General features: G+C 67.0%; 19 protein-coding genes. 7 read left to right on the top strand and 12 right to left on the bottom strand.

From position 1 onward, the window contains the following. Positions 1 to 276: 276 nt before the first annotated feature. From imuA to ACTPOI_RS13815, 6 genes are all read left to right on the top strand, one after another. Positions 277 to 1,080 carry a translesion DNA synthesis-associated protein ImuA gene (gene imuA, locus ACTPOI_RS13840; RefSeq protein WP_440109719.1) on the top strand — a complete coding sequence of 268 codons (804 nt, stop codon included), beginning with the start codon at positions 277 to 279 and terminating at the stop codon, positions 1,078 to 1,080. Next, a complete protein-coding gene (locus tag ACTPOI_RS13835) occupies positions 1,019 to 2,341 on the top strand; it encodes a Y-family DNA polymerase (RefSeq protein ID WP_440109717.1) in 1,323 nt (440 codons plus the stop codon). Before imuA ends, ACTPOI_RS13835 begins: the two co-directional genes overlap by 62 nt. Before the next feature lie 14 nt (positions 2,342 to 2,355). Next, positions 2,356 to 5,478 carry an error-prone DNA polymerase gene (locus tag ACTPOI_RS13830; RefSeq protein ID WP_440109715.1) on the top strand — a complete coding sequence of 1,041 codons (3,123 nt, stop codon included), beginning with the start codon at positions 2,356 to 2,358 and terminating at the stop codon, positions 5,476 to 5,478. Then, positions 5,475 to 6,110: an alpha-ketoglutarate-dependent dioxygenase AlkB gene (locus tag ACTPOI_RS13825; protein ID WP_440109714.1), complete on the top strand. Its 636-nt coding sequence runs from the start codon at positions 5,475 to 5,477 to the stop codon at positions 6,108 to 6,110. The genes ACTPOI_RS13830 and ACTPOI_RS13825 overlap by 4 nt, the downstream gene beginning before the upstream one ends. Before the next feature lie 76 nt (positions 6,111 to 6,186). Next, positions 6,187 to 7,545: a DUF4010 domain-containing protein gene (locus ACTPOI_RS13820; protein WP_440109712.1), complete on the top strand. Its 1,359-nt coding sequence runs from the start codon at positions 6,187 to 6,189 to the stop codon at positions 7,543 to 7,545. 128 nt (positions 7,546 to 7,673) lie between these two features. Then, positions 7,674 to 8,522: a DUF6671 family protein gene (locus ACTPOI_RS13815; RefSeq protein WP_440109710.1), complete on the top strand. Its 849-nt coding sequence runs from the start codon at positions 7,674 to 7,676 to the stop codon at positions 8,520 to 8,522. A 153-nt stretch (positions 8,523 to 8,675) separates the two neighbouring features. Here the strand turns inward: ACTPOI_RS13815 and ACTPOI_RS13810 are convergent, their stop codons facing one another. From ACTPOI_RS13810 to ACTPOI_RS13770, 9 genes are all read right to left on the bottom strand, one after another. Beyond that, on the bottom strand, positions 8,676 to 9,731 hold the full coding sequence (locus ACTPOI_RS13810) for a DMT family transporter (protein WP_440109708.1): 1,056 nt from the start codon (positions 9,729 to 9,731) through the stop codon (positions 8,676 to 8,678). 10 nt (positions 9,732 to 9,741) lie between these two features. Next, a complete protein-coding gene (locus ACTPOI_RS13805) occupies positions 9,742 to 10,137 on the bottom strand; it encodes a hypothetical protein (RefSeq protein ID WP_440109688.1) in 396 nt (131 codons plus the stop codon). A 91-nt stretch (positions 10,138 to 10,228) separates the two neighbouring features. Then, positions 10,229 to 13,381 carry an efflux RND transporter permease subunit gene (locus tag ACTPOI_RS13800; RefSeq protein ID WP_440109686.1) on the bottom strand — a complete coding sequence of 1,051 codons (3,153 nt, stop codon included), beginning with the start codon at positions 13,379 to 13,381 and terminating at the stop codon, positions 10,229 to 10,231. Positions 13,382 to 13,395: 14 nt separating this feature from the next. Further along, the gene (locus tag ACTPOI_RS13795) at positions 13,396 to 14,523 is read right to left on the bottom strand and encodes an efflux RND transporter periplasmic adaptor subunit (RefSeq protein WP_440109684.1); all 1,128 of its coding nucleotides are present in this window, start codon (positions 14,521 to 14,523) and stop codon (positions 13,396 to 13,398) included. Positions 14,524 to 14,555: 32 nt separating this feature from the next. After that, positions 14,556 to 15,191 (bottom strand): hypothetical protein, encoded by a 636-nt coding sequence (locus tag ACTPOI_RS13790; RefSeq protein WP_440109682.1) that lies wholly within the window; start codon positions 15,189 to 15,191, stop codon positions 14,556 to 14,558. Then, positions 15,188 to 16,366, bottom strand: a complete 1,179-nt coding sequence (locus ACTPOI_RS13785; protein WP_440109680.1) for a TolC family protein — start codon at positions 16,364 to 16,366, stop codon at positions 15,188 to 15,190. Before ACTPOI_RS13785 ends, ACTPOI_RS13790 begins: the two co-directional genes overlap by 4 nt. A 260-nt stretch (positions 16,367 to 16,626) precedes the next feature. Then, complete coding sequence (locus ACTPOI_RS13780) at positions 16,627 to 16,998, bottom strand: hypothetical protein (RefSeq protein ID WP_440109678.1); 372 nt, start codon at positions 16,996 to 16,998, stop codon at positions 16,627 to 16,629. 203 nt (positions 16,999 to 17,201) lie between these two features. After that, positions 17,202 to 18,473: a Zn-dependent hydrolase gene (locus tag ACTPOI_RS13775; protein ID WP_440109676.1), complete on the bottom strand. Its 1,272-nt coding sequence runs from the start codon at positions 18,471 to 18,473 to the stop codon at positions 17,202 to 17,204. After that, positions 18,470 to 19,207, bottom strand: a complete 738-nt coding sequence (locus tag ACTPOI_RS13770) for a GntR family transcriptional regulator (protein ID WP_440109674.1) — start codon at positions 19,205 to 19,207, stop codon at positions 18,470 to 18,472. The genes ACTPOI_RS13775 and ACTPOI_RS13770 overlap by 4 nt, the downstream gene beginning before the upstream one ends. 47 nt (positions 19,208 to 19,254) lie before the next feature. Here ACTPOI_RS13770 and ACTPOI_RS13765 point away from each other — a divergent pair, with 47 nt between their 5' ends. Next, positions 19,255 to 19,749, top strand: a complete 495-nt coding sequence (locus tag ACTPOI_RS13765) for an ureidoglycolate lyase (RefSeq protein ID WP_440109672.1) — start codon at positions 19,255 to 19,257, stop codon at positions 19,747 to 19,749. On the opposite strand, the gene ACTPOI_RS13760 is transcribed toward ACTPOI_RS13765, so the two are convergent. The 3 genes from ACTPOI_RS13760 to ACTPOI_RS13750 all read right to left on the bottom strand — a co-directional run bounded on the left by ACTPOI_RS13760 (position 19,746) and on the right by ACTPOI_RS13750 (position 23,080). Next, positions 19,746 to 20,942 carry an amidase gene (locus ACTPOI_RS13760; RefSeq protein WP_440109670.1) on the bottom strand — a complete coding sequence of 399 codons (1,197 nt, stop codon included), beginning with the start codon at positions 20,940 to 20,942 and terminating at the stop codon, positions 19,746 to 19,748. The genes ACTPOI_RS13765 and ACTPOI_RS13760 overlap by 4 nt on opposite strands. Positions 20,943 to 21,059: 117 nt before the next feature. After that, a complete protein-coding gene (locus ACTPOI_RS13755) occupies positions 21,060 to 22,040 on the bottom strand; it encodes an ABC transporter ATP-binding protein (RefSeq protein ID WP_440109668.1) in 981 nt (326 codons plus the stop codon). Further along, positions 22,037 to 23,080, bottom strand: a complete 1,044-nt coding sequence (locus ACTPOI_RS13750; RefSeq protein WP_440109666.1) for an ABC transporter ATP-binding protein — start codon at positions 23,078 to 23,080, stop codon at positions 22,037 to 22,039. The genes ACTPOI_RS13755 and ACTPOI_RS13750 overlap by 4 nt, the downstream gene beginning before the upstream one ends. Between the last annotated feature and the right edge of the window lie 7 nt (positions 23,081 to 23,087).

The raw sequence follows: 23,087 nt of genomic DNA, 5'->3' as shown, positions 1-23,087 counted from the left end.
CTTACACACGCTTTGAGGGCGTGTTGGAGAGCCGTGCAGGGATGCTGACCCCCAGGAGCAACGCCAAGGCCAAAGCTGAATCCAGCCCCCTTTTGCAGGGCATTCAAGGCTGAAATACGCCCTGGCGCACGTCCTGCAAGGGTGGTCTGCTAGCAATTCTGAAGACCGGTTGATGCCGCCTGCAACAGGAGTTCCCACGGACAGGACAGCAGGGATATACTGTTTTTCTATACAGTATTTATTCCTGATTTTTGATGCCCCAAACGGCACCCGCCCATGTCCGCCCCCCTTCCTGCAGCCTTTGCCGCTTTCGACCCAGGTGCCACGCTGGCGCCCCATGTGGCTGAGGCTCTCTGGCGCGGAACGGAAGTCAACGCCGGTGCCGCCCGGACGGTGCCTACCGGTTTTGATCCACTTGATGCCCAGTTGCCCGGCGGCGGCTGGCCCACCCACAGCCTGACGGAAGTGCTCACGCCCCAGGCGGCCTTCTGCGAATGGCGCCTGCTGGGCCGCGCACTGCCGGCGCTCATGCACAACGGCGGCCGCCTTTATCTCATTGCCCCGCCCAAGCAGCCACATGCCGGGGGGCTGGCCCAGCTCGGGGTGGCGGCCGAGCAAGTGCTGTGGATCGACGCCAGCAAGCCTGTAGACCGGCTCTGGGTCACCGAGCAGATCCTCAAGTCCGACCCGGCCGGGGCCGTGCTGGCCTGGCTGCCCCAGGCGCGGCCTGAGCAGGTGCGGCGCCTGCAGATCCACGCGCAGTCGTGTGACGCACCGGTGTTCCTGTTCAGGCCCCTGGTCACGCTGGCCGATGCGTCGCCCGCCCCCCTACGCATCACCGTAGCGCCAGCCCAGGGGTGGGATCTGCAGGTGCGCATTGCCAAGCGCCGGGGGGCCTGCCTGGATGAATCGCTGTACCTGCCCGCCATGCCGGGCAACCTGGCGGATGTGATTCCGCCGCGGCTACATACCGTTCCGGCAGCACCTGCTGCCCCCCTTTCGCGCGAGGAGGCCTCCCATGCTCGGGCATTGGGCCGCATTGCTCCCCCTGCCGCTGCCCGCGTGCCCGTCTCCCATTGATGCGGCCTCCCTTGGAATCTGGGCCTTGCAGTTCACCCCGCGGGTGGCTGTGCTGGAAGATTCCGTGGTCGCAGAGATGGCGGGCAGCGCACGCCTGTTCGGAGGCCTGGAGCACCTGCGCGCCCAGGTGGAATACGGAGCGCAGGAGCTGGGCGCCCGCGTGGCCTGGGCACCCACCGGCACCGCGGCCCTAGCACTGGTGCGGCATGCGGGCAGCGCACATGCCCTCGACGGTTTCAGGGCCCCGCTGGCCCAGGTGCTGGATGTCCTGCCCCTGCAGGCCATCACCGCCGTCGCACGGCACGCACCCACGCTGGCGCGGGTGGGTTGCCGCACGCTGGGCGATGTGCGCAGGCTGCCCCGCGGCGGGCTGGGCCGGCGGTTTGACACGGCCCTGCTGACGGCGCTGGACCATGCCTATGGCCTGCGGCCGGAGGCCTGGGAATGGATCACCCTGCCCGAGCAGTTCCATGCGCGGCTGGAGCTGATGTCGCGGGTCGAATCGGCCCCTGCCCTGCTGTTTGGAGCACGGCGCCTGCTGGTGCAGATGGCCGGCTGGCTGGCGGCCCGGCGCCTGGGCACCACGGCCTTCACCCTGCGCTGGTGCCACGACGTGATGCGCGCCAAGGATGCCGGCACCGGGGGCGAACTGACTGTGCGCACGGCGCAACCTACGCAGAACACCGAACACCTGGCGCGCCTGCTGGCCGAGCACCTGGCCCGCGTACAGCTGCTGGCCCCGGCCGGTGACCTGGAACTGCTGGCCACCGAGGTGGCGCCCATCGCCGAGGAAAGCCGCTCGCTCATTCCGGAAACGCTGCGCAAGGGCGGCAGCACCGACCTGGCGCTGGAGCGCATACAGGCCCGTCTGGGCAATGCCTGCGTGCGCCGGCCGGTGATGTCGCCCGACCACCGGCTGGAGTGGATGCAAAGCTGGGACAGCGCGCTGGACCGCCGTCCCCGGCCGGATGAAGCGGTGTATGCCTTTCCCCTGCCCACCTGGGTGCTGGATGAGCCTCTGCGGCTGATCGAACGCGACAACCGCCCCTGCTACCAGGGGCCGCTGCAGATGCTGCTGGGCCCCGACCGCATCGAGGGCGGCTGGTGGCATCGCAGCGCTGCAGACGCTGATGCCGTGCCGCTGAATGTGCAGCGCGACTACTGGCTGGCGCTGAGCCCGCACGCGGGCGTGCTGTGGATCTTTCAGCAGCGGCTGGCGCACGACCAGACGGCCTGGTTCCTGCACGGGCACTTTGCCTGAGGGCCCTCCTGCGCATGACAGCCTCCGCCCGATCCCTGCCCGACTACGCCGAACTGCGCTGCGTGTCGAACTTCACCTTCCTGCGTGGTGCCAGCCACCCCGAGGAGCTGGTGGAGCGCGCCAGGGAGCTGGGCTACCGCGCTATTGCCATCACCGACGAATGCACCATGGCCGGCGTGGTGCGGGCCCATGTGGCCGCCAAAGCCGCAGGCCTGCCGCTGCTGCTGGGCTCGCAGTTCTGCATCACGCCGCGCAACAGCGCCGAGGCCCCTTTCACGCTGGTGGTGCTGGCGCAGAACCTGAACGGCTACGGCAACCTGTGCGCCTTCATCACCCGGTTGCGGCGCGCGTCTGACAAGGGCTCCTACCACCTCACGCTGGACCACATCACGGGCAGCGAACTCACCGACTGCCTGGCCCTGATAAACCCCGACCGCAAGGCCACGCAGGCGCAGCTGGAGGGCATGGGCCTGTGGGCGCTGCACCACTTCACCGGGCGCTGCTGGATCGGGGTGGACCAGATGCGCCGCCTGGATGACGAGCTGTGGCTGCACCGCATGCGCCATCTCTCGGGCATCACCGCGCTGCCGCTGGTGGCCGTGGGGGATGTGCACATGCATGTGCGCTCGCGCAAGCCACTGCAGGATGTACTGACCGCCACCCGCCTGGGCAAGCCCCTGGCCGAGTGTGGCCATGCCCTGCAGCGCAGTGCCGAGCAGCACCTGCGCACCCGCCTGCGGCTGGCTCGCACCTTTGCGCCCGATTTGCTGGCCGAAACGCTGCAGGTGGTGGCCCGCTGCAGCTTCAGCCTGGACGAACTGAAGTACCAGTATCCCGACGAGGTGGTGCCGCGCGGGCACACGGCCGCGAGTTTTCTGCGCCAGGTGACGTACGAAGGCGCGGGGCGCCGCTGGCCGCAGGGCATCACCGCTGCCGTGCACGCACAGATCGAGCACGAGCTGTCGCTGATCTGCGAGCTGCGCTACGAGCACTATTTCCTCACGGTGTATGACATCGTGGCGTTTGCGCGCTCGCGGCACATCCTGTGCCAGGGCCGCGGCTCGGCGGCCAACAGCGTGGTCTGCTACTGCCTGGGCGTGACCGAGGTGGACCCGGCCCGCATGTCGGTGCTGTTCGAGCGCTTCATCAGCAAGGAGCGCAACGAGCCGCCGGACATCGACATCGACTTCGAGCACCAGCGCCGCGAGGAAGTCATCCAGTACCTGTACGCCAAATACGGGCGCGACCGCGCCGCACTCACCGCCACCGTCATCCGCTACCGGCCCCGCTCGGCCATCCGCGACGTGGGCAAGGCGCTGGGCTTTGACCTGGCCACGCTGGACGCGATTGCCAAGGGCCAGAAATGGTTTGATGGCACCGATGTGCGGCTGGAGCGTTTTGACGAGCTGGGCATGTGCGTGGAAGACCTGGCCGTGCGCCAGCTCGTCACGCTCACGGGCCAGCTGATCGGCTTCCCACGCCACCTGTCGCAGCACACCGGGGGCTTTGTGCTCACGCGCGACCTGCTGTGCCGCATGGTGCCGGTGCAAAACGCCTCCATGCCCGACCGCACAGTGATCGAATGGGACAAGGACGACCTGGATGCCGCCGGGCTGCTCAAGGTGGATGTGCTGGCGCTGGGCATGCTGTCGGCCATCCGCCGCGCGCTGGACCTGATCGGCCAGCGGCGCGGCTGCGAGTTCGGCATGCAGGACATCCCGGCCGAAGACCCTGCCACCTACGACATGGTCTGCAAGGCCGACACCATCGGCGTGTTCCAGATCGAGAGCCGCGCCCAGATGAGCATGCTGCCCCGGCTACGCCCCCGGTGCTTCTACGACCTGGTGATCGAAGTCGCCATCGTACGGCCCGGCCCCATCCAGGGTGGCATGGTGCACCCCTACCTGAACCGGCGCCAGGGCAAGGAGCCCGTGACCTACCCCAGCGAGGCGCTGAAAACCGCCCTGGGCCGCACGCTGGGCGTGCCGGTGTTTCAGGAACAGGTGATGCAGATCTCCATCCTGGCGGCGGGCTTCACACCCGGCGAGGCCGACGGCCTGCGCCGCGCCATGGCGGCCTGGAAGCGCAAGGGCGGGCTGGGCAGATACTACAGCCGCATCGTCGACGGCATGGCGGCCCGGGGCTACACGCGTGAATTTGCCGAGCAGATCTTCGAGCAGATCAAGGGCTTTTCGGAATACGGCTTCCCCGAAAGCCACGCCGCCAGCTTTGCCCTGCTGGTGTATGCCTCGTCGTGGATCAAATGCCACGAACCAGCGGCGTTCCTTGCCGCGCTGCTCAACAGCCAGCCCATGGGCTTCTACAGCGCCAGCCAGCTGGTGCAGGATGCGCGCCGCCACGGCGTGGAGGTGCGGCCTGTGGACGTGATGTACAGCGATGTGGACACCTCGCTGGAAGACCTGCCGCAGACACCCGCCGTGCGCCTGGGCCTGCACCTGGTGCAGGGCCTGCGGCATGCCAGCGCCGGGCGCATCATGGCCGAGCGCATGCGGGCGCCTTTCGACAGCGCCGAGGAACTGGCCCGGCGCGCAGGCCTGGAACAGCACGAGATGAAACTGCTGGCCGCCGCCGGTGCGCTGGCCTCCCTGTCGGGCCATCGGCGCCAGCAGGTGTGGGATGCCGCCGCACTGCATGCGCCACCCCGGCTGCTGCAGGATGCCCCCGTGGAGGAAGACTTTCTGGAGCTGCCCGCAGCCTCCGAGGGCGAAGACGTGCTGTGGGATTACGCATCGGTGGGCCTGACCTTGCGCAGCCACCCCATGGCACTGCTGCGACCCAGGCTCGACCGGCACAAGCTCAAGACGTCGCAAGACCTGCGCCGCATTCCCGACGGCCGCACGGTGCGCACCGCCGGCATCGTCACGCTGCGCCAGCAGCCCGCCACGGCCAACGGCACCATTTTTGTGTCGCTGGAAGACGAGCACGGCGCCACCCAGGTCATCGTGTGGCGCAGCCTGCGCGAGAGGCAGCGCGAAATCCTGCTGGGCGCACGGCTGCTGGCCGTCAAGGGGCGTTGGCAGCGCCAGGGCGATGTCTGCAACCTGATTGCCGAGCGGCTGGCAGACCTGTCGCACCTGCTGGGGCGCCTGGCCACCGAGAGCCGGGATTTCCGATGAACGAACAGCGCCCCATGGAACAGCAGGCCAGCCTGTTCGGCAACGAGCCGGTGGCGGCGTCGATCCCGGGGCTGCTGTACAAGCCCGAATTCCTGGGTGCCGACGAAGAGCAGCATGTGCTGCAGATCGTGCAATCGCTGCCGCTGCACGCCGCCCGCTACAAGCAGTATCTGGCCCGCAGGCGCGTGGTGAGCTTCGGCGGCTCGTATGACTTTGACACCCAGCGCCTTGAATCGGCACAGGCACTGGACCCACGCCTGCACCCGCTGCGCGACCGGGTGGCCGCCTGGCTGGGTGTACCGCCACAAGCGCTGGTGCACGCCCTGGTGGCAGAGTACGCGCCGGGCACGCCGCTAGGCTGGCACCGCGATGTGCCGGACTTTGAAACCATCGTGGGTGTGTCGCTGGGCGGGCATGCACGGCTGAGGTTCCGACCCTACCCCGACGTACCAGCCACACGTAAGGTTGTGCAGCTGGATGTGGCCCCGAGGTCCATCTACCAGATGGCCGGCGCGGCACGGTGGGGCTGGCAGCACAGCGTGGCGCCCACGCTGGAGCCGCGCTGGTCTATCACCTTCCGGACCCGGCGGCACCGGTTCATGCACGTGCAGCAGCAAAGCGGCCCCGCCTGACCGCGCTCAAACACTGCCTTGCGCCGACAATGTACCGATTGAACCGGCCCGCCCAGCGCGGGCATGAGGAGGGTGGATGTTGGAAGGCGGTGGAGACTTTTCAGCCACGCTGGCGGTACTGGCCAGCGCACTAGGCTGCGGTCTGCTGATGGGCATTGAACGCGAACGCCGCAAGGGCCATGGGCCGGGCCGCGGGCCAGCCGGCATCCGCACCTTCACACTCATCAGCCTGGCGGGCGGTGTGGCCGCGGTGCTAGGCTCGCCCGCCCTGATCGCTGTGGGCGCCGTTTTTGTGGCGGCACTGGGCCTGCTCAGTGCGCGGCGCGACAAGCTCGACCCTGGCATGACCACAGAGATCGCGCTGCTGCTGGCCTACCTGATCGGAGTGATGTGCGCCACCAGCCAGCCGCTGGCGGCAGCACTGGCAGTGGCGGCCACGGTGCTGCTGGCCGCCCGCGACGCGCTGCACCGCTTCTCGCGCCACTGGTTGCAACCCGGCGAGGCGCGCGACGGCCTCATGCTGGCGGCGCTGGCCCTGCTGGTGGTGCCCCTGGTGCCCGACCGGCCCCTGTGGGGGGATGCGCTCAACCCGCAGGTGGTGGCACGGCTGCTGGTGGTTCTGCTGTTGATCCAGTCGGCCGCGCATGTGGGGCGCCGGCTGCTGCAGGCCCGGCACGCACTGGGCCTGGCGTCGCTGGCCTCCGGGTTCGTCTCCAGCACTGCCACCATCGCCACACTGGGCATGCAGGCGCGCAATACGCCAGCGCAGGCCCGGCTGCAGGCAGGGGCTGGCGTGCTCTCGTGCGCAGCCACCATGGTGCAGCTGCTGGTGGTGGCCGCCACCGTGCAGCCCGCATGGCTGCTGCGCCTGGCCGTACCCGCCACAGCAGCCACGCTGGTAGCGCTGGCATGGGGTGCGTGGCTCATGCGGCCTGGAGCGGGATACACGGCGCTCGAACACAACACAGCCGCTTCAGGTGCGAGCACTGCGCAAACCGCTGCAGCCATGGCACCACCCACTCCCTCGCTGTCAGACGAGTCTCAAGAGGTGGGGGCGACGCCAGGCCCTCTGACCGATTCGCGCATGTTCAAGCTGCGCGACGCCGCTCTGGTGGCGCTGCTGCTCACCGCCGTGCAGGCGGCAGTCCACGGGCTCAAGCTGGCGTTCGGCGATGCGGGCCTGCTCGCAGGCGCCTTGCTGGCTGCCATTGCCGATTTGCACGCCGCCACCGCCGCAGTCCTGCTGCAGGGCACCCCGGCCGATGCGGGCAGCACCGCCATGGCGCAGGCACTGATGGCCGCCGTGCTGGTGCATGCCGCCAGCAAAAGCGTGGTGGCAGTGGCCAGCGGTGGCTGGCGCTTTGCGTGCTACGCCGTACCGGGCATCTGGATACATTCGCTGGTGTTTGGGGGCGGGCTGCTGGTACTACGCTGAACAGATTCCACCTGCACAGCTCGATTCTGAGCAGGTTCCCGCAGATGTGGCGATGGATGCAGCAGCGCGCGACAATGCCAGCGCCTGTGCCAAGCCCATTCACTGCACTGCCCCCGGAGCCCTATCCCATGCATGCTGCCAGCTACCAGAACCGGAAAATCGCCTTTCTGACCCAGCACGGAAAACAGACGGTGATTGCGGCGGCACTGGAGCCCACACTGGGCTGCACCATCGAACATGTAACCGGCTACGACACTGACCAGCTGGGCACCTTCACGCGCGAGCTGAGCCGCCCCGGAAGCCAGCTGGACGCAGCACGGCGGAAGGCGCGCAAGGGCATGGAGCTTTCAGGATTGTCTGTGGGCCTGGCCAGTGAGGGCAGCTTCGGAGCCGACCCGTTCACCGGGATGTTTCCATGGAATGTCGAGATGCTGTTGCTGGTCGACGATTCGATGGGCATCGAGGTGGTGGGGATGGCCCAGGGCCCCGCGCGCAATGGCGCGATGCTCACGGGCAGCTGGCCGGAAACCCAGGCCTTTGCTGCACGCGAAGGCTTTCCGGAACACCATCTCGTCTTGCGTCCCGAAGGGCAGGACGACGCCCGTATTCACAAAGGTATCGCGAGCGCGGATGCGCTGCGAACCTGTTTTGAGCAGTGCCTGGCCCTGTCGGGCAACGGCAAGGTCTGGATCGAAACCGACCTGCGCGCCTTTGCCAACCCCAGCCGCATGCAACGCATCGCCCAAGCCGCAGAGGACCTCTGTCAGCGGCTGAACGCAACCTGCCCTGCGTGCGCGGCACCCGGGTACGGAGTCACCAGCCGCCAGCCGGGGCTGCCCTGCGAGGCCTGCGGCCAGCCTACATCGAGCTATCGTTCTCAGATATGGACTTGCGTGCGCTGCCCGCACAAGGCCGAAGAACTGCGCACCGATCGGGTGGTGGCCGAGGCACGCCACTGCTCGCACTGCAACCCATGATCCCGCAGGCCGCCGCCCTGACCTTCAGGAAAATCAGGCGTGACCGCCCCGTCATGATGGGCGGCAGGCTGTTGCTGCGCAAGCGGGCTGAGGCCCCATCACCGCTGACAACGGCCCACAACGCTGGGCAGCAACAACGCCTGGGACGCGCGCTCAATGTCTGTGCTGGTGATGTACATCCGGCGCATGTGCGTGGGCGTGAACCATCGGCTCGTGCGCATGCCGGTGGCTGTGGCTATCGCCCTCTGGCATGACCGGATGCGTGTGTGTGTGATGCCCGTCATCGTGGCGATGGGCATGCTCATGCGTCATCGCGTCGTGCGTGTGCAGATGTTCATGGCGTTCGGCCAGATGCAGCACCACGCCCGCCAGCATGAGCCCGCCGCCCAGCGCCATCAGCCAGCCAGCAGAACGCTCGCCCAGCGCAAAGGCCACGGCAGCGCCGATGAACGGAGCGAACGCAAATACCGATCCCGTGCGCGCAGCGCCAAAAGCGCGCTGCGCCAGCAGATACAGGCGAAGGCTCAGGCCATAGCCAGTGGCGCCCACGGCCAGCAAACCGAGCGCAGCACCAGCGGTGGGCCAAGGCTCTGCGGTCACCACAGCCAGCGTGGCCGTGGCTGCAGCCCCCAATAAGGCCTTGCCCATCACCACCTGGCTGGGGTCACGCTCGGCCAACGCCCGCGACAGCGTGTTGTCCAGGCCCCAGGCCAGCGTGGCCACCAGCACGGCCAGCAAGCCCAGTAACTGCACGCCGCCTTGCAAGCCCTGGTCCAGCACCAGCGCCGCACCGCCCACCAGCAAGAGCAGCATGGCCGCCCACACACGGCGGTCCATGGTTTCGCCGTACAGCCACCAAGCCAGCACCGCCGTGAATAGCGCCTCCAGCGTGAGCATCAGCGATGCACTGGTCCCGCTGGTGTGCTGAAGCCCCCAGGCCAGCGCGACTGGCCCCAGCGCCGCCCCGCACGCCGCCATGGCAACCAGGCGCCCGGCGTCAGCCCGCCGGACGCGCGCCTCGTGTGCGGCGCTGCGCAGAGACAGCGCCCCCACGATGGCCGCTCCGGCGTACAGGAGCGCAGCCGTCGAAAACGCCCCCAGCCCAGCACCCAGGCGCTGCACAAGCGGTGTGCTGATACCGAACAGCGCAGCAGCCAGCAAGGCCAGAAGCCCTCCGCGCAGCGCAGGCCGGGACAGAGGTTGGCGCACCCTGTGTCCCTTACTTCACCGAGAACCGCACCGTGATGCTCTTCTTGCTGCTGGTCGTGAGCACAGCGACGGCCTTGGCACCCTTGTTCAGTGCCACCCCCTTGGCTTCCAGCTTGTTGGCGCCCACGGGCTTGAGTGGTGCTTCCGATTTTTCTACGCCGTTGAGCACGGTGAGCTTGCCGTCGAACTTCGAGGCGTCTGCATCCTTGCCGTGGTCCTGGATGTAGATGGCAGCACCTTCGGGCGTGCCGACCAGTTCAAACGACAGATCAGATGCCGTTTGCACCACACCGCCGTGCACGGCCGTGACCGAACCGTGGGCCATGGCAGCAGGCGCCACCAGTGCGAATGCAGCCAGCATGGCCACAGCGGCCGTCTGCTGGAAGAGGTTCATTTTTGCTGTCATGGGTTTTCCTTCTCGATAGAAATGGTTGGAGGGGCGTTTGAAACCGAAGCGCCCGGACGGGTCAGGACTGAACGGGCCGGCATGGAGGAATTCAAAAGACCTCCCGTGTCGTTGCGGTGGTGGATTGCGCTTGTGCCTGCGCATCGGCCTCGATCAGGCGCCGCGTGGCCTGCTCGCCAAACAGCCAGAACAACACCGGCGTGAGCAGGGTGTCCAGCAGGGTGGAGCTCACCAGCCCCCCAAAGATCACGACCGCCACCGGGTGCAGTATCTCCTTGCCGGGTGCGTCGGCGGCCAGCAGCAGCGGCGTGAGGGCAAAGGCGGCCACCAGCGCCGTCATGAGCACGGGCGTCAACCGCTCCAGTGAGCCGCGGACGATCATGGCCTGGCCGAACACCTCGCCCTCCAGCCTGCACAGGTTGATGTAGTGGCTGATCTTCAGGATGCCGTTGCGCGTGGCGATGCCTGCAAGCGTGATGAAGCCCACCATGGATGCCACCGACAGACTCACCCCCGCGAGCCACATCGCGGCCACGCTGCCGATCAGCGCCAGCGGAATGTTGGCCATGATGATGCCGGCCAGCACCGCCGACTGGTAGCGCATGTACAGCACCAGAAAGATCATCGTCAGCGACACCAGCGACAGACCCACGATCAGCTGCATCGCCTGCTCTTGCGCCTGGAACTGGCCTTCCAGGCTCAAAAAGGTACCGGGCGGCAGCGGCGTCTTGGCCATCACGGCACGAATGTCGGCAATCACCCGCCCCATGTCGGAGCCATCGGTGTTGGCATAGACAACGATGCGCCGGCGTCCGTTTTCCCGGCCGATCTGGTTGGGGCCATCGGTTTCCTCCACCGAAGCGATCGCCGAGACAGGTATCCGCCCCGCCGGGGTGTCGATCAGCGTACGGGCCAGGTCCTGCGGGCTGCGCTTGTCGTCCGGCAGGCGCAGCACCAGGTCGTAGCGGCGCACGCCATCGACGATCTGCGCACCATGGGCACCATCCGTCAGGGCCTGCAGCATCCGGACGGCTTCGCCAGGCGCCAGCCCCACCTGCGCTGCCTTGCGGTGGTCCAGCCGCACGGTGATTTGCGGGATCAGCACCTGCTTTTCCACCGTCAGGTCGACCAGCCCAGAGACCCCTGACAGCCCCTGGCGCATCTGCTCGGCCAGCCCGCGCAGGGTGTCGGTGTCGTCGCCGAATATCTTGAGCGCGATCTGCGCCCGTACGCCGGACAGCAGGTGGTCCAGCCGGTGCGAAATGGGCTGGCCGATGGCTATCTGCGCCGGAAGCACTGCCAGGCGCGCGCGGATGTCCGCCATCACGGCTTCGCGGTCGCGATCGGAACGCTTGAGGTCGACGTCGATCTCGGTCGAATGCACGCCCTCGGCATGCTCGTCCAGCTCGGCACGGCCGGTGCGGCGGCCCACCTGCGTGACCTCGGGCACCTGCGCAATCAGCGTCTCTGCCAGCGCGCCCATGCGGTTGGCCTCCGCCAGCGCCGTACCCGGGTTGAACACCATGCCCAGCACCAGCGAGCCTTCGTTGAACGCAGGCAAGAACGCACGCGGAAAAAACGGGACGCTGACCGCCGCCACAGCCACGGCCAACGCAGCCACGGCCATCAGCGCCCTGGCGCGCGGAAACGACCAGGCCAGCACCTGCGCATCGCGCCGCTTGAGCCAGGCGACCAGTGCGCTGTCGCCGTGGTCCATTTGCTTCATGCGGGGCAGCAGGTACATCGACATCACCGGCGTCACGGTCATCGACACCAGCATGGATGCGAGCACCGACACGATGTAGGTAATTCCCAAGGGCGTGAACAGGCGCCCCTCGATGCCCGGCAGCGCAAACAGCGGCACGAAGACCAGCACCAAAATGGCCGTGGCATAAACAATGCCGGAGCGGACCTCGACACTGGCCTGCCGCACGACTTCCAGCACAGGCAATGGATGGCCCAGCGCCCTGTTCTGCTTGAGCCTGCGCAGGATGTTTTCCACATCCACCACTGCGTCGTCCACCAGCTCGCCGATGGCGATGGCCAGCCCCCCCAGCGTCATCACGTTGATGGATTGATCAAGCAGCCGGAAAACCAGCGCCGTGACGGCCAGCGACAGGGGGATGGCCACCAGCGAGATCAGCGTGGTACGCACAGACAGCAAGAAGGCGAACAGCACGATGGCCACCATGATGGCGCCATCGCGCAAGGCCTCGGTCACGTTGCCGATGGACGCCTCGATGAAATCCGCCTGCCGGAAAAGCACCTTGGGTGCAGCCAACCCCGCCGGCAGCCCCTGCTGGAGTTCGCCCAGCGCAGCCTCGATGGCGCGGGTGAGCTTGACGGTATCGGCCGCTGGCTGTTTCTGCACGCTGACGATGACGGCGGGCACGCCGTTGTATCCGGCGTCGCCACGCTTCATGGCCGCAGCAAAGCGCACGGTAGCCACCTGTTCCAGCAGGATGGCCCGGCCATCCTTCCAGGCCACGGCCATGCCCTGCAGGTCTTCCACCCGGTTGGTGCGGCCGATGTGGCGGATGAGGAACTCGCGGCTGTTGAGGTCGATAAAGCCGCCGCCCGCATTGCTGGCAAATCCGCGCAGCGACTGCTCGATCTGCGTCAGGGTCACACCGAACTGCGCCATGCGCGCCGTGTCCGGCTCCACCCGCAGCTGGCGAACCTCGCCACCGATGGGGATGGCCTGCGCCACGCCCGGGATCGACAGCAGCCGGGGTCGCAACACAAAGTCTGCGTATTCGCGCGCCTGCATCGGCGTGGCGGAAGCCGTCTTGCCATTGCCAGCCGTCAAGGGCAGCGCAATCAGCATGACCTCGCCCATGATGGAAGACACCGGCCCCATCACCGGCGTGATGCCCCCTGGCAACTGCTCGCGCACGAGTGCCAGGCGCTCAGCGACCAGCTGGCGGTTGCGGAAGATGTCCGTCCCCCAATCGAACTCGGCATACAGGATGGACAGGCCCACCCCTGAGGTCGAACGAACCCGCGTGACGCCGGGCATGCCGTTGAGCGCGGTCTCCAGCGGGAAGGTCACCAGTTGCTCGACCTCTTCAGGCGCCATGCCGCCGGCTTCGGTCAGCACGGTCACCAAGGGCTTGTTGAGATCCGGAAACACATCGACCGGTGTGCGCCAGGCGGTGACGGCCCCGTACACCATCAGCAGCGCCGCGAACGCCAGCACGAACAGGCGGTTGTGCAGGCTGCTTCGTACGATCCAATTGAACATTGCGTTGGCTCCGTTCAGCGGATCTGCGCGATCAGCGGTGCGCCTTGCACCACGACGCGGTTGTCTGCGCCCAGGCCCTGCGTGACCACCACCGTGGCGGCGTCCAGCGACCGGTATTGGACGGGCTGGGGAATGTAGCGCTCTGCGCCAGACTTGATCCAGACCACGGGCTCATTGGCGCTGTTGCGCACTACGGCCTGAGCAGGCAGCACAAAGCCCTTGACCTGCTCGGTGAGCGATGCCACCACGGTGACCGGCTGCCCGACCGCCAACGGCAGGGCCGTGCCCGATTTCTCCGGAAGGGCCCTGAACGTCATGGGCAAGACCCCGTCGCGCAGGCTGCGCGCAGCCCCGATCAGTTGTAGCGTGACGCCCGGTACGCCTTGCAAATGCGCCGTGCCGGTGCGCGCGGGTAGGCCCGGGTCGGCCGTGGTGGCCTCTACCAGCACGCGCGCCGGGTCCACCACCTCAAACAACACTTCACGGGCTTCGACCACCTGGCCTTTGGAGGCATCGGCCCGGGCAATCACGCCGGTGACAGGGGCGAGCAAAGGCTCGCGCGCTGCAAGGCTGGCCCCAATGCTTTTCTCGCGCGCGCTCAGGCTTTGCAGCTCTGCGCGTGCCGCTTCGATCTCCTTGCGAGGCACCGATCCTTCGAGCGACTGCAGACGCTGCACACGTTGCGCCGCCAGCTCACGGCCACTGCGCAGCTCAGCCAACTGGGCTTGCTGGCTGGCCAGCGCATACGGGTCTGCATGGTGGGTAACGTACGCCAGCACCTCGCCCTGGCGCACGCTCTGCCCCGCCACCGGCAGGCCGCGCGGCCCGGCTTCGATGCGACCACCGTGCACGGACTGCACCTTGCCGCTGGCGTTGGGGTCGGCCACCACGCGGCCTGACAGCTCGATGGTGGCTGCAGCCTGCGACTCCAGGGTCAGCTGCGTGCGGATCCCCAGGCGGCGCTGAGCGAGCATGGGCACGTTGACGCTGCCATCGGGCAGCCGCATCAGGCCGGACGCATTGACCGAGGTGGGGGCGTCCAGATGCTCACCGTTGGGCCCGTGAGCGCCGGGCGCTGCACTTACCAGCGGAGACAGCAGGCCCAGACTGAACGAGATAGGCAGGCCGAGAACGTAACGCATACAAATTGCCTTGGGTTTGAGCATCCATGAGGTCACAGTGCACCTCCCCGGGTAGATGGGCTGGCTGCCTTGCGTTTGCGGCCAAAGAACCAGCCGACGGCGCCCACGACCACCAGGGCCAGCGCAGCCCATAGCACGCGGGAGGTTCCATGACCATGGCCGTCGTCATGGGAATGGCCATGGTCATCGGCCACTGCGCCAGCGATGGTCAGAGTGCCGTCCAGCAGGTCGGACTCGTTACCCGCCAGTACGGTGACCACTACGGAGTGATCGCCAGGCGATGCCAGCGCCTTGAGCATGCCGGCGTCGTCAATGGCGTAGTCGCCCATGTCCGCCCCGAACTTTGCCGGCGCCTTGAGGTTTCCTGTTTCAACCTCGACGGTGGCGTTGAGCACGGGCTCGTTGGTGGCAAAGCGGTTGATCAGGATGGAAAGCACACCACCCTGTAAGCGGCCTACCAGCTCGAACGCTTCCGTGCTGGCCTCGAAACGAGGCACAGCGTCGTTTCCGGCAACCATCTGTGCGGGTGCGTCAAGATGCTCGCCATTTGGCCCGTGTGCGCCGGGTGCAGCAAGTGCGGGGTTGCCAGCGAGCACAAGCAGCAGTGCTGCCATACAGGCCCACAACGGAGGGCGGTGACGAAAGGAAAACAGGTTCAGGAGATTCATGGAAGGATTCCGAGAGATTGCGCAAGGCGTGCGCGGGCCAGGCCCAGGGCCGTTTGCTGGCGCGCCAGGCTCGCGTCTGCGTGTGTGGCGGCAGAGAGCACCCTAAGCAGCTCCGGCAGCGGGGTTTCCCCTGCCTTGAAAGACCGCTCGATGAGTTGCGCGCGCTCTCGCAGCAGAACGGCACGCTGGCGTTCGGCATCGAGCTGTTGGCCGGCTGTTTGCACGGCGATGCGGGCCTGGGCAGCATCGGCGGCCAGCCGCTCGTCCGTGCGCTGCTTTTGGGTCAGCGCGAGATCAAGCTCACTCAGTGCAGCCGCCTGCAAGGGCTGGTTGCGGCCCGTAGTGCCCCACGGAATTCGCACACCGATTCCAATACTGTTCTGGGCGGACTCGCCCCGCCCGGGCATGTCTTGCCGGATACGCAACAGCAACTCGGGCGGCTCGCGCCGCGTGGTGGCAACCACATCCATCCGCTTGCGTGCGCGCTCCACCGTCAGCGCGGCAACGCGTGCGTCGGGGTGGGTTTCGACATCAAAGTGTGTGGCGGCAAGCGCTTCGGTTCTGCCCGCCTGCTCAGCCTGTGCCGCATCTGGCAACCGGGTCAGGCCGGTCAATGTCGTCCAGTGCGACTGGCTGGCGCTCAGGCGCTGGCGCGCCGCGAGCTGTGTCGACTGCGCCGCGAGCACCTCGGCCTGTGCGGCCAGCGCGTCGGCATGCGCCAGATCGCCCGCGTTGACACGGCGGCGCACGTCCGCTGCCATGTCCAGCAGAGACTGCACCTGGGCGTCCGCCAGGTCTGCCTCGGCCTTGCCGGCAGCAATGGCCCAGGCGGCCTCGCGCACCAGGCCCGCAAAGTGCAGGTGCCCCGCCTGAATGGCTGCTTGCGCCAACCCTGCGTCGGCATCCACCATTGCTCCGCGCGCACCGCGCTGCCCAGGCAACCACAACGGCCAGGCCAGCCCGGCTTCGGCCTCGCGGCGCCCTGCGGACGTTTGCCACCGGTCGTCCTGGTAAGAAAACTCCAGCGCAGGCGGCGCTGCCCACAGGCTGGCGACGCCCGCGCGCTCGGCCGCGGCCCGGCGCGCCTGACCTTCGGCTTCGCGGGCCTGTGTGGCGCGCTGCCAGGCGGCCTCGGCCGCCTGCGCCAGCGTGACGGGGGCCACGGTGGGTGCCATGGCTGAAACGGTGGCCGCCGCCGAAACAGCAGTCGGGGCGGTATGCGGCTGCGCGACAGCGGCGCCCATGCAGGCGCAACAGAGCGCACAGCGTGCGGCGTAGCGCAGCGCACGCCCATCAATGACAAAACTCACGGGATTCCTGACCGGTCAATGGCGGCACGCCTGGACCAATCACGCGTCAGCGTCTGGTCGAAAGGCTTTCGCACCGATGAACAACTGCCGCGCTTTCATGATGAACGCGCGGCGCTGGGGTGGGGTCAGGGAATCGATCTGGGCGGTCGTCGCAAACCGCCCAGGAAAGGCGGCGGACCCGCCGACTCGGCCACAACCTGCGGCGCGGGCGGGCGATCTGCATGGAGCGAAAGCTGGGGAAGCTCCAGCAATGCCGAGGCGCCCGATCCCGCTTCCGCCAGCATGTGCAGGACAGACGCTTGGGATTCGTCCTCGTGCACTACGCCCTCTTCGTCATGGTGGTGTGCGGCACCTTCCAGATGCATCTCGGCATGCGCCACCTCAAAACGGCCCTCGTGGTCAAACGCGACCACCTGCCGGCCCGTTGCAAAGGCCTGGCAGACAAAGGAGAACAACAAAATGACTGCGAGCAGTCGGCGCATGGCGGGTGCGGTCAAGAAGTGAAGGCGTAGATTCCTGATCTTAGCCAAACCGGACGCGTCCCAAAACACGTGCCGGCACAAGGGGTTTGGGGAAGCGATCTGCAGGGTAAGGCAGCAGCAGGCCAGAAAACCATAGTGGCACCCGGCAAGCAACGCCGCATTGCCACGCACAACGGGATGACGGCGAGGAGGGCGCTGTCAAACGTACTTGGCCGCACTCACACGGCGGTTACGCCCGCCCGCTCCAGCATGGCGTGCAGAAGCACATTGCAGCCGGCTGCCACATGCTCGGGCTTGGCATCCTCGATTTCGTTGTGGCTGATGCCGTCTTTGCAGGGGATGAAGATCATGCCGGCAGGAGCCAGTTGCCCGGCGTAGATGGCGTCGTGCCCCGCACCCGAAACGACGGGCATGTAACTCAGGCCCAGCTGCTGCGCTGCGCTCTGCACGGCCTGGACACAACCGGCATCGAACGGCTGGGCTGCGTAACTCGATACGAGTTCGAAATGGATCTGCATGCCGGTCTCGGCGCTCAGGCGGGCAGCGAGTGCGCGCACTTCCGAGACCTGTTCATCCACCAGCGCATCAGTGCTGTTGCGCAGGTCGATGGAGAACCTGACCTGGCCCGGGATCACGTTGCGGCTGTTGGGGTGGACCTGCACCATGCCCACCGTGCCGCGCCCGTGCGGGCCATGGCGCAAGGCAGATGCCACCACGTCCTGCATGATCAGCGTGGCCACCTGCAGCGCGTCCCGCCGCAAAGCCATGGGCGTGGGCCCGGCATGGGCCTCGGTGCCAGTCACCGTGCAATCAAACCACCGTATGCCTAGCACACCCTGCACCACACCGATGGTGACATTGGCGTCTTCGAGCACAGGCCCCTGCTCGATGTGGGCCTCGAAATACGCGCCGACGGGGTGGTCACCCGGCTCCTCGTCACCGATGTACCCAATGCGTTCCAGCTCGTCGCGCACACTCTTGCCGTCGGTGTCGCGCGCTGCGTAGGCGTGTTCCAGCGTGAAGGCCTTGGCGAAAACACCCGAGCCCATCATCACCGGCACAAAGCGCGAACCTTCCTCGTTGGTCCAGAACGCGACCTCGATCGGCGCTTCGGTCTCGATACCGTGGTCGTTGAGCGTGCGCACCACCTCGATACCGGCCAGCACGCCGTAATTGCCGTCGAACTTTCCGCCCGTAGGCTGGGTATCGATATGACTGCCCGTCATGATGGGCGGCAGGCTGTTGTTGCGCCCTGGCCGGCGCATGAAGCCGTTGCCAATCTTGTCGATGGTGACGGTCATGCCGGCCTCCCGCGCCCAGCGGGTGACGAGGTCGCGACCCTGCCTGTCCAGGTCGGTGAGCGCAAGGCGGCACACGCCGCCTTTGGGCGTGCCGCCGATCTGTGCAAGCTCCATCAACGACGCCCACAGGCGGTCGCCATTGATGCGCAGGGTGGCGGTGCTTCGGGAGGCAGGTGGGATCGAATTCATTGCAATGGAGAGTCTGTGGGGGGAGATTCGCGGTAGGCAGCAAACGCATCGCGCAGGCGGCGGCCACGCACGGGCGTGTCGACCAGCGAGCGTTCAAGCTCCACCAGGTGTTTGCGCATTTCGGCGGCGGCCGGGGCGCTGCCGCGCAGCAGCGCATCAATGACGTCTGCATGGCGGTGCGCCACGCACACCTGCCCGCCGTCCACCTTGAACCTTGCCATCAGCAGCGAGGTGGTAGGTAGCAGGCCATTGAGCAGGCGTCCGAACACAGGGTTGCCATGCATGCGTGTAAGGGCGTGATGGAACTCACCCGACAGCCGGATGGCCTCAGCCCGGTCGCCGCGCTGGTCTGCGGCCTGCTCGGCCTGCGCGACCGCACGCAACTCGGCCAGCTGTCCTGGTGAGAGCCGGCCACCGAGGCGTCGGGCCACTTCGCATTCCACGATACGCCGCGCCTCGAAAACGTGCACTGCGTCCTCCAGACTGGGCAGCGGCACACGCGCGCCACGGTTATGGCGCAACTCGATCACCTGGTCCTGGGCCAGTCGCTGCAGTGCCTGCCGCACCACCGTGCGCGAGACCTTGAACTCGGTGGCCATTTCGGCTTCGCGCAACCATTCGCCAGGCGCAAGGCGATGCTCCAGCACCGCCCGGTATATCGCGTCGTACACACGGTCGGTAACGGTGCCGTCCGGTTCAGTGGACGTTCCTGCAGGCTGTTGTTCGGTGTTCATGTGTCAACATGTGAGTAGGCCCTTGCGCCTTCCACCGGAGGCTTTTCATGATGCGCAATGTTTTCATTCAGCCCTTGCGAACCGCGGCCTTCAAGGCCTACGGCGAGGTGCTGAACCTGGGCGATTCGGCAACACGGGCGATCAACGCCGGCACCAGCCAGCGCCTGGACCTGCCCGGACCGCTCGCACTGTACACCGAGGGCGGCCTGCCTGTGCTGGCCGTTTTTCGCGCGCGCGCCCAGGCGCCTGAAGGCCCTTGGCACATGCTGGAGCGCCACCGGCTCGGCTCGCAAACCTTTGTGCCACTTGCGGGTGCACGCTGCGTGGCGTTGGTGGCCCTGGGCAGCGACAGCCCCGACCTCTCCACGCTGGCCGCATTCGCGGTGGAAGGCAACCAGGGCATCACGCTGCATCCGGGCACCTGGCATCACCCCTTGCTGGCACGGGACGACGGCGACTTCCTCGTCATCGAGCGGGCGGGCGATGTGGTCGATTGCGATGTGGTTCAACTGGAAACCCCGGTGTACCTGCGTACGGTCTAAGCCTTGGCGATGCGCTCCGCCAGACGCACCAGACTGCGGTCACTCCCGCGCGGGCCCAGCAACGAGATGCCCAACGGCGCACCGGCACGCGTCGCCAGCGGCAAACTGAGCTGTGGAAAACCCGACAGGCCCGCGACACACAGCAGGCGGATGGATCGGTTGCGGTAGTCCTCCAGCGTGCTCTCGGGTTCGGCCACACGGGGGGCGATATCAGGCATGGTAGGCAGCACCAGTACGCCGTCACTGCCCAATAACTGTGTCAGATGCGCTGTGAAATGCTCGCGGAAAGCACGGCCTTCAGCGACCTGCGCGTCCGTCACTTTTGAACTCCACTCAAAGCGCTGCGCGACGCCGGGGCCGAGCGGCGGAGCAAAGCGGCGAATGAAGTCGCCGTCCACCTGCCACGACTCATGGCCCTGGATATGACGGAAGTGCCAGTACATCGCGTCCAGGCTATCGAGCACCACCTGGGCCTTGCCGGCCTTGCCGAGAACAGCTTCGATCCGGCTGCGAGCAGGCGCCAGCGCCTTGCGGGCTTCAGGGGTGGCCAAGGCCCACAGGTCTGCCGGGGCAAGCAGGCGCACGCTATCCGGCAAAGGTGTTGCGTCGCCGCCGAGCAGCACATCGGCCACGCGGGCGAAAGTGGGCACATCGCGACTAAACCAGCCGCATGTGTCCAGGCTGGGCGCCAGATCCAGCGCGTCTTGCAGGCTCACCCGGCCGTGGCTAGGCCGCAGGCCGACCAGGCCGCAGTGACTGGCGGGGGCGCGCACCGAGCCACCGGTGTCTGTGCCCAGTGCGAAATCGCACAGGCCATGCGAGACCGCTGCGGCCGACCCACAGGACGAGCCACCGGCAATGCGGTCCGGCGCGGCGCCGTTGATGGGCGAGCCGAAGTGAGCGTTTTGCCCGTTCATGGAGAACGCAAGTTCATCGGTGATTGTCTTGCCGACAAAACGCGCTCCAGCATCCAGCAGGGTCTGCACTGCCGGTGCCGTACGCGTCTGCACCCCCAGGAGCGCCAGCAGCAACGGCTGCCCGCCACTGGTGGGATACCCCTTGATGTGAAACAGGTCCTTGACCCCGAAGCCCAGACCGGCAAGCGGGCCGGTGGATGCTCGCGGCACCGGCACGGCGGGATAGGGCATGAAGGCGCGGGCAGGGTCGTGAAGAACGTCGGCGTGCGGTGTCATGGGCGTGGTACCAGGGGTCTGGATCAGTGGGAATGAACAATGTTTTGCAAGGCGCTTCATGCCCCTGGGCAGCGCATGGGCCATGCATCCGCCCAGGGGGACTTGCTCAGTGCGGGTTTACACACGCACACAACGCACGCTGTGCCCCGCAGCGAGCCAGCGGACTTCGGGACGGTCTGTCTTGCAGACGTCCTGCACCATCCGGCAGCGGTCTGCAAATGCACAGCCAGGGGGCAAAGCCGTGAGGTCCGGCGGCGAGCCGGCAATGGTCTCGAGCCGTGTTCCCTTGGGCAGTGCACCGCTGGCGCGGCTTTTGAGCAGCGCCAGCGTGTAAGGGTGACGTGGAGCGCGCAACAAGGTGGCGGCATCGCCCTCTTCCACAATGCGCCCGGCGTACATCACGGCAATGCGGTCGGCCACCTCCACCGCAGCACCGATGTCGTGGGTGACAAAGATCACCGACAGGCCCAGCTCCCGCTGCAGTTCGCGCAACAGCAGCAGGATCTGGATCTGCACAGTGGCGTCCAGCGCGGTCGTGGGCTCGTCGGCCAAAAGCAGCTGGGGCTTGCAGGCAAGCGCCAGGGCGATCATCGCGCGCTGGCGCATGCCGCCGGACATCTCGTGCGGGTAGGCCTGCAGCCGCCGCTCGGGGCTGGGAATCCGCACCCTCTCAAACAGCTCCAGCGCACGCTGCCGTGCCTGGGCCTCGCTCACATTCTCGTGGCGGCGAATGGCTTCGATGATCTGCGCTCCCACCGAATACACCGGGTCGAGCGCGAGCAGGGGCTCCTGAAAAATCATCGATGCAACCTTGCCGCGATAGTCCGCCAGGGCCTGCGTGCCCAGTTCGAGAACGTTGTGCTCGCCCACACGCATCACACCCTCGATACGGCTGCGCCCCGGGGGGTGCAGGCGCAGCAGGCTGCGCAGCGTGACGCTTTTTCCCGAGCCGGATTCGCCGATGAGGGCGATCACCTCGCCCCGCCTGACCTGCAGATCGACGCCGTTGACGGCCTCCACCGGTTTCTTTCCGCCGGTGAATGTCACGCGCAGGTTGCGCACATCGACGAAGGGTGCTTCGGTGTGGTCGGCGGTCATGCGGCTTCCTTCAACAGGACGGGGGCTTCGGTGTGGCCACTGCCAGCCACATGCATCCAGCAGGATGCGATCTGACCGTGCGCGATGGGCGAAAGCGATGGAACACGTTCACTGCACACGGCTTGCGCGTGTGCGCAACGGGTATGGAAGCGGCAGCCTTGCGGCGGGTTGATCGGATTGGGAGGATCGCCTGCCAGCGGCGGCGTTTCGGTGCGCTGGTCCGGGTCCATGGACGGGATGGACGAGAGCAGGGCCCGCGTGTAGGGGTGGGCCGGGTGGTCGAACAAGGTCTCGCTCTCGCCGATCTCGGCCACCTGGCCCAGATACATCACCATGACCCGATCGCTCATGTAGCGCACCACATTCAGGTCATGGCTGATGAAGATGTAGGTCAGCCCGAACTCGTCCTTCAGGTCGAGCAACAGATTGAGCACCTGGGCCTCGACAGACTTATCCAGTGCAGAGACAGCCTCGTCCAGGATGATCAGCCGCGACTGCAAGGCCAGCGCGCGGGCGATGTTCACGCGCTGGCGCTGGCCGCCCGAGAGCTCGTGCGGGTAGCGCTCGGCAAACCTGCGCGGCTCCAGCCCCACACGCGCAAGCAGGTCGCGCGCGCGCTCCACGGCTTCCTTGCGCGGCAGCCCATGCACCTGCGGGGCAAACGCAATCGAGTCCTCCATGGTGAGGCGCGGGTTCAGGGAGGCGTAGCTGTCCTGGAACACCATCTGCGTCTGGCGGTGGAACTGCTTGAGGCTGAGTGCATTGCCGCCCACGGTCTGACCATCAAACACGATCTCGCCGCGGTCCGGACGGATCAACTGCATGAGCAGGCGCGCGGTAGTTGACTTGCCGCAGCCAGACTCTCCCACCACGCCCAGGGTCTCGCCCTTGAACACATCAAAATCGATGCCGTCGACAGCGCGCACCACGCCACCGCCACGGCCGAACACGTCTTTCTTGAGCGGGAAATGCTTGACCAGACCACGCACCCCCATGAGGGGTTGTGCCGGGCCGCCAACGTCGGGGATGCTCAGTGGCATGACGACC

Source organism: Acidovorax sp. BL-A-41-H1 (assembly GCF_051942715.1).
Note: the sequence above shows the minus strand (reverse complement) of the source record. Positions and strands in the feature narration are given on the sequence as shown.

Bases quoted from the DNA above. Each gene is read 5' to 3' on its own strand.
- imuA (WP_440109719.1), top strand. From the start codon at position 277: ATGTCCGCCCCCCTTCCTGCAGCCTTTGCCGCTTTCGACCCAGGTGCC.
- ACTPOI_RS13750 (WP_440109666.1), bottom strand. From the start codon at position 23,080: ATGCCACTGAGCATCCCCGACGTTGGCGGCCCGGCACAACCCCTCATG.
- ACTPOI_RS13785 (WP_440109680.1), bottom strand. From the start codon at position 16,366: ATGGCACCCACCGTGGCCCCCGTCACGCTGGCGCAGGCGGCCGAGGCC.
- ACTPOI_RS13760 (WP_440109670.1), bottom strand. From the start codon at position 20,942: ATGACACCGCACGCCGACGTTCTTCACGACCCTGCCCGCGCCTTCATG.
- ACTPOI_RS13835 (WP_440109717.1), top strand. From the start codon at position 1,019: ATGCTCGGGCATTGGGCCGCATTGCTCCCCCTGCCGCTGCCCGCGTGC.
- ACTPOI_RS13825 (WP_440109714.1), top strand. From the start codon at position 5,475: ATGAACGAACAGCGCCCCATGGAACAGCAGGCCAGCCTGTTCGGCAAC.
- ACTPOI_RS13820 (WP_440109712.1), top strand. From the start codon at position 6,187: ATGTTGGAAGGCGGTGGAGACTTTTCAGCCACGCTGGCGGTACTGGCC.
- ACTPOI_RS13800 (WP_440109686.1), bottom strand. From the start codon at position 13,381: ATGTTCAATTGGATCGTACGAAGCAGCCTGCACAACCGCCTGTTCGTG.
- ACTPOI_RS13830 (WP_440109715.1), top strand. From the start codon at position 2,356: ATGACAGCCTCCGCCCGATCCCTGCCCGACTACGCCGAACTGCGCTGC.
- ACTPOI_RS13815 (WP_440109710.1), top strand. From the start codon at position 7,674: ATGCATGCTGCCAGCTACCAGAACCGGAAAATCGCCTTTCTGACCCAG.
- ACTPOI_RS13805 (WP_440109688.1), bottom strand. From the start codon at position 10,137: ATGACAGCAAAAATGAACCTCTTCCAGCAGACGGCCGCTGTGGCCATG.
- ACTPOI_RS13765 (WP_440109672.1), top strand. From the start codon at position 19,255: ATGATGCGCAATGTTTTCATTCAGCCCTTGCGAACCGCGGCCTTCAAG.
- ACTPOI_RS13770 (WP_440109674.1), bottom strand. From the start codon at position 19,207: ATGAACACCGAACAACAGCCTGCAGGAACGTCCACTGAACCGGACGGC.
- ACTPOI_RS13790 (WP_440109682.1), bottom strand. From the start codon at position 15,191: ATGAATCTCCTGAACCTGTTTTCCTTTCGTCACCGCCCTCCGTTGTGG.
- ACTPOI_RS13795 (WP_440109684.1), bottom strand. From the start codon at position 14,523: ATGCGTTACGTTCTCGGCCTGCCTATCTCGTTCAGTCTGGGCCTGCTG.
- ACTPOI_RS13775 (WP_440109676.1), bottom strand. From the start codon at position 18,473: ATGAATTCGATCCCACCTGCCTCCCGAAGCACCGCCACCCTGCGCATC.
- ACTPOI_RS13755 (WP_440109668.1), bottom strand. From the start codon at position 22,040: ATGACCGCCGACCACACCGAAGCACCCTTCGTCGATGTGCGCAACCTG.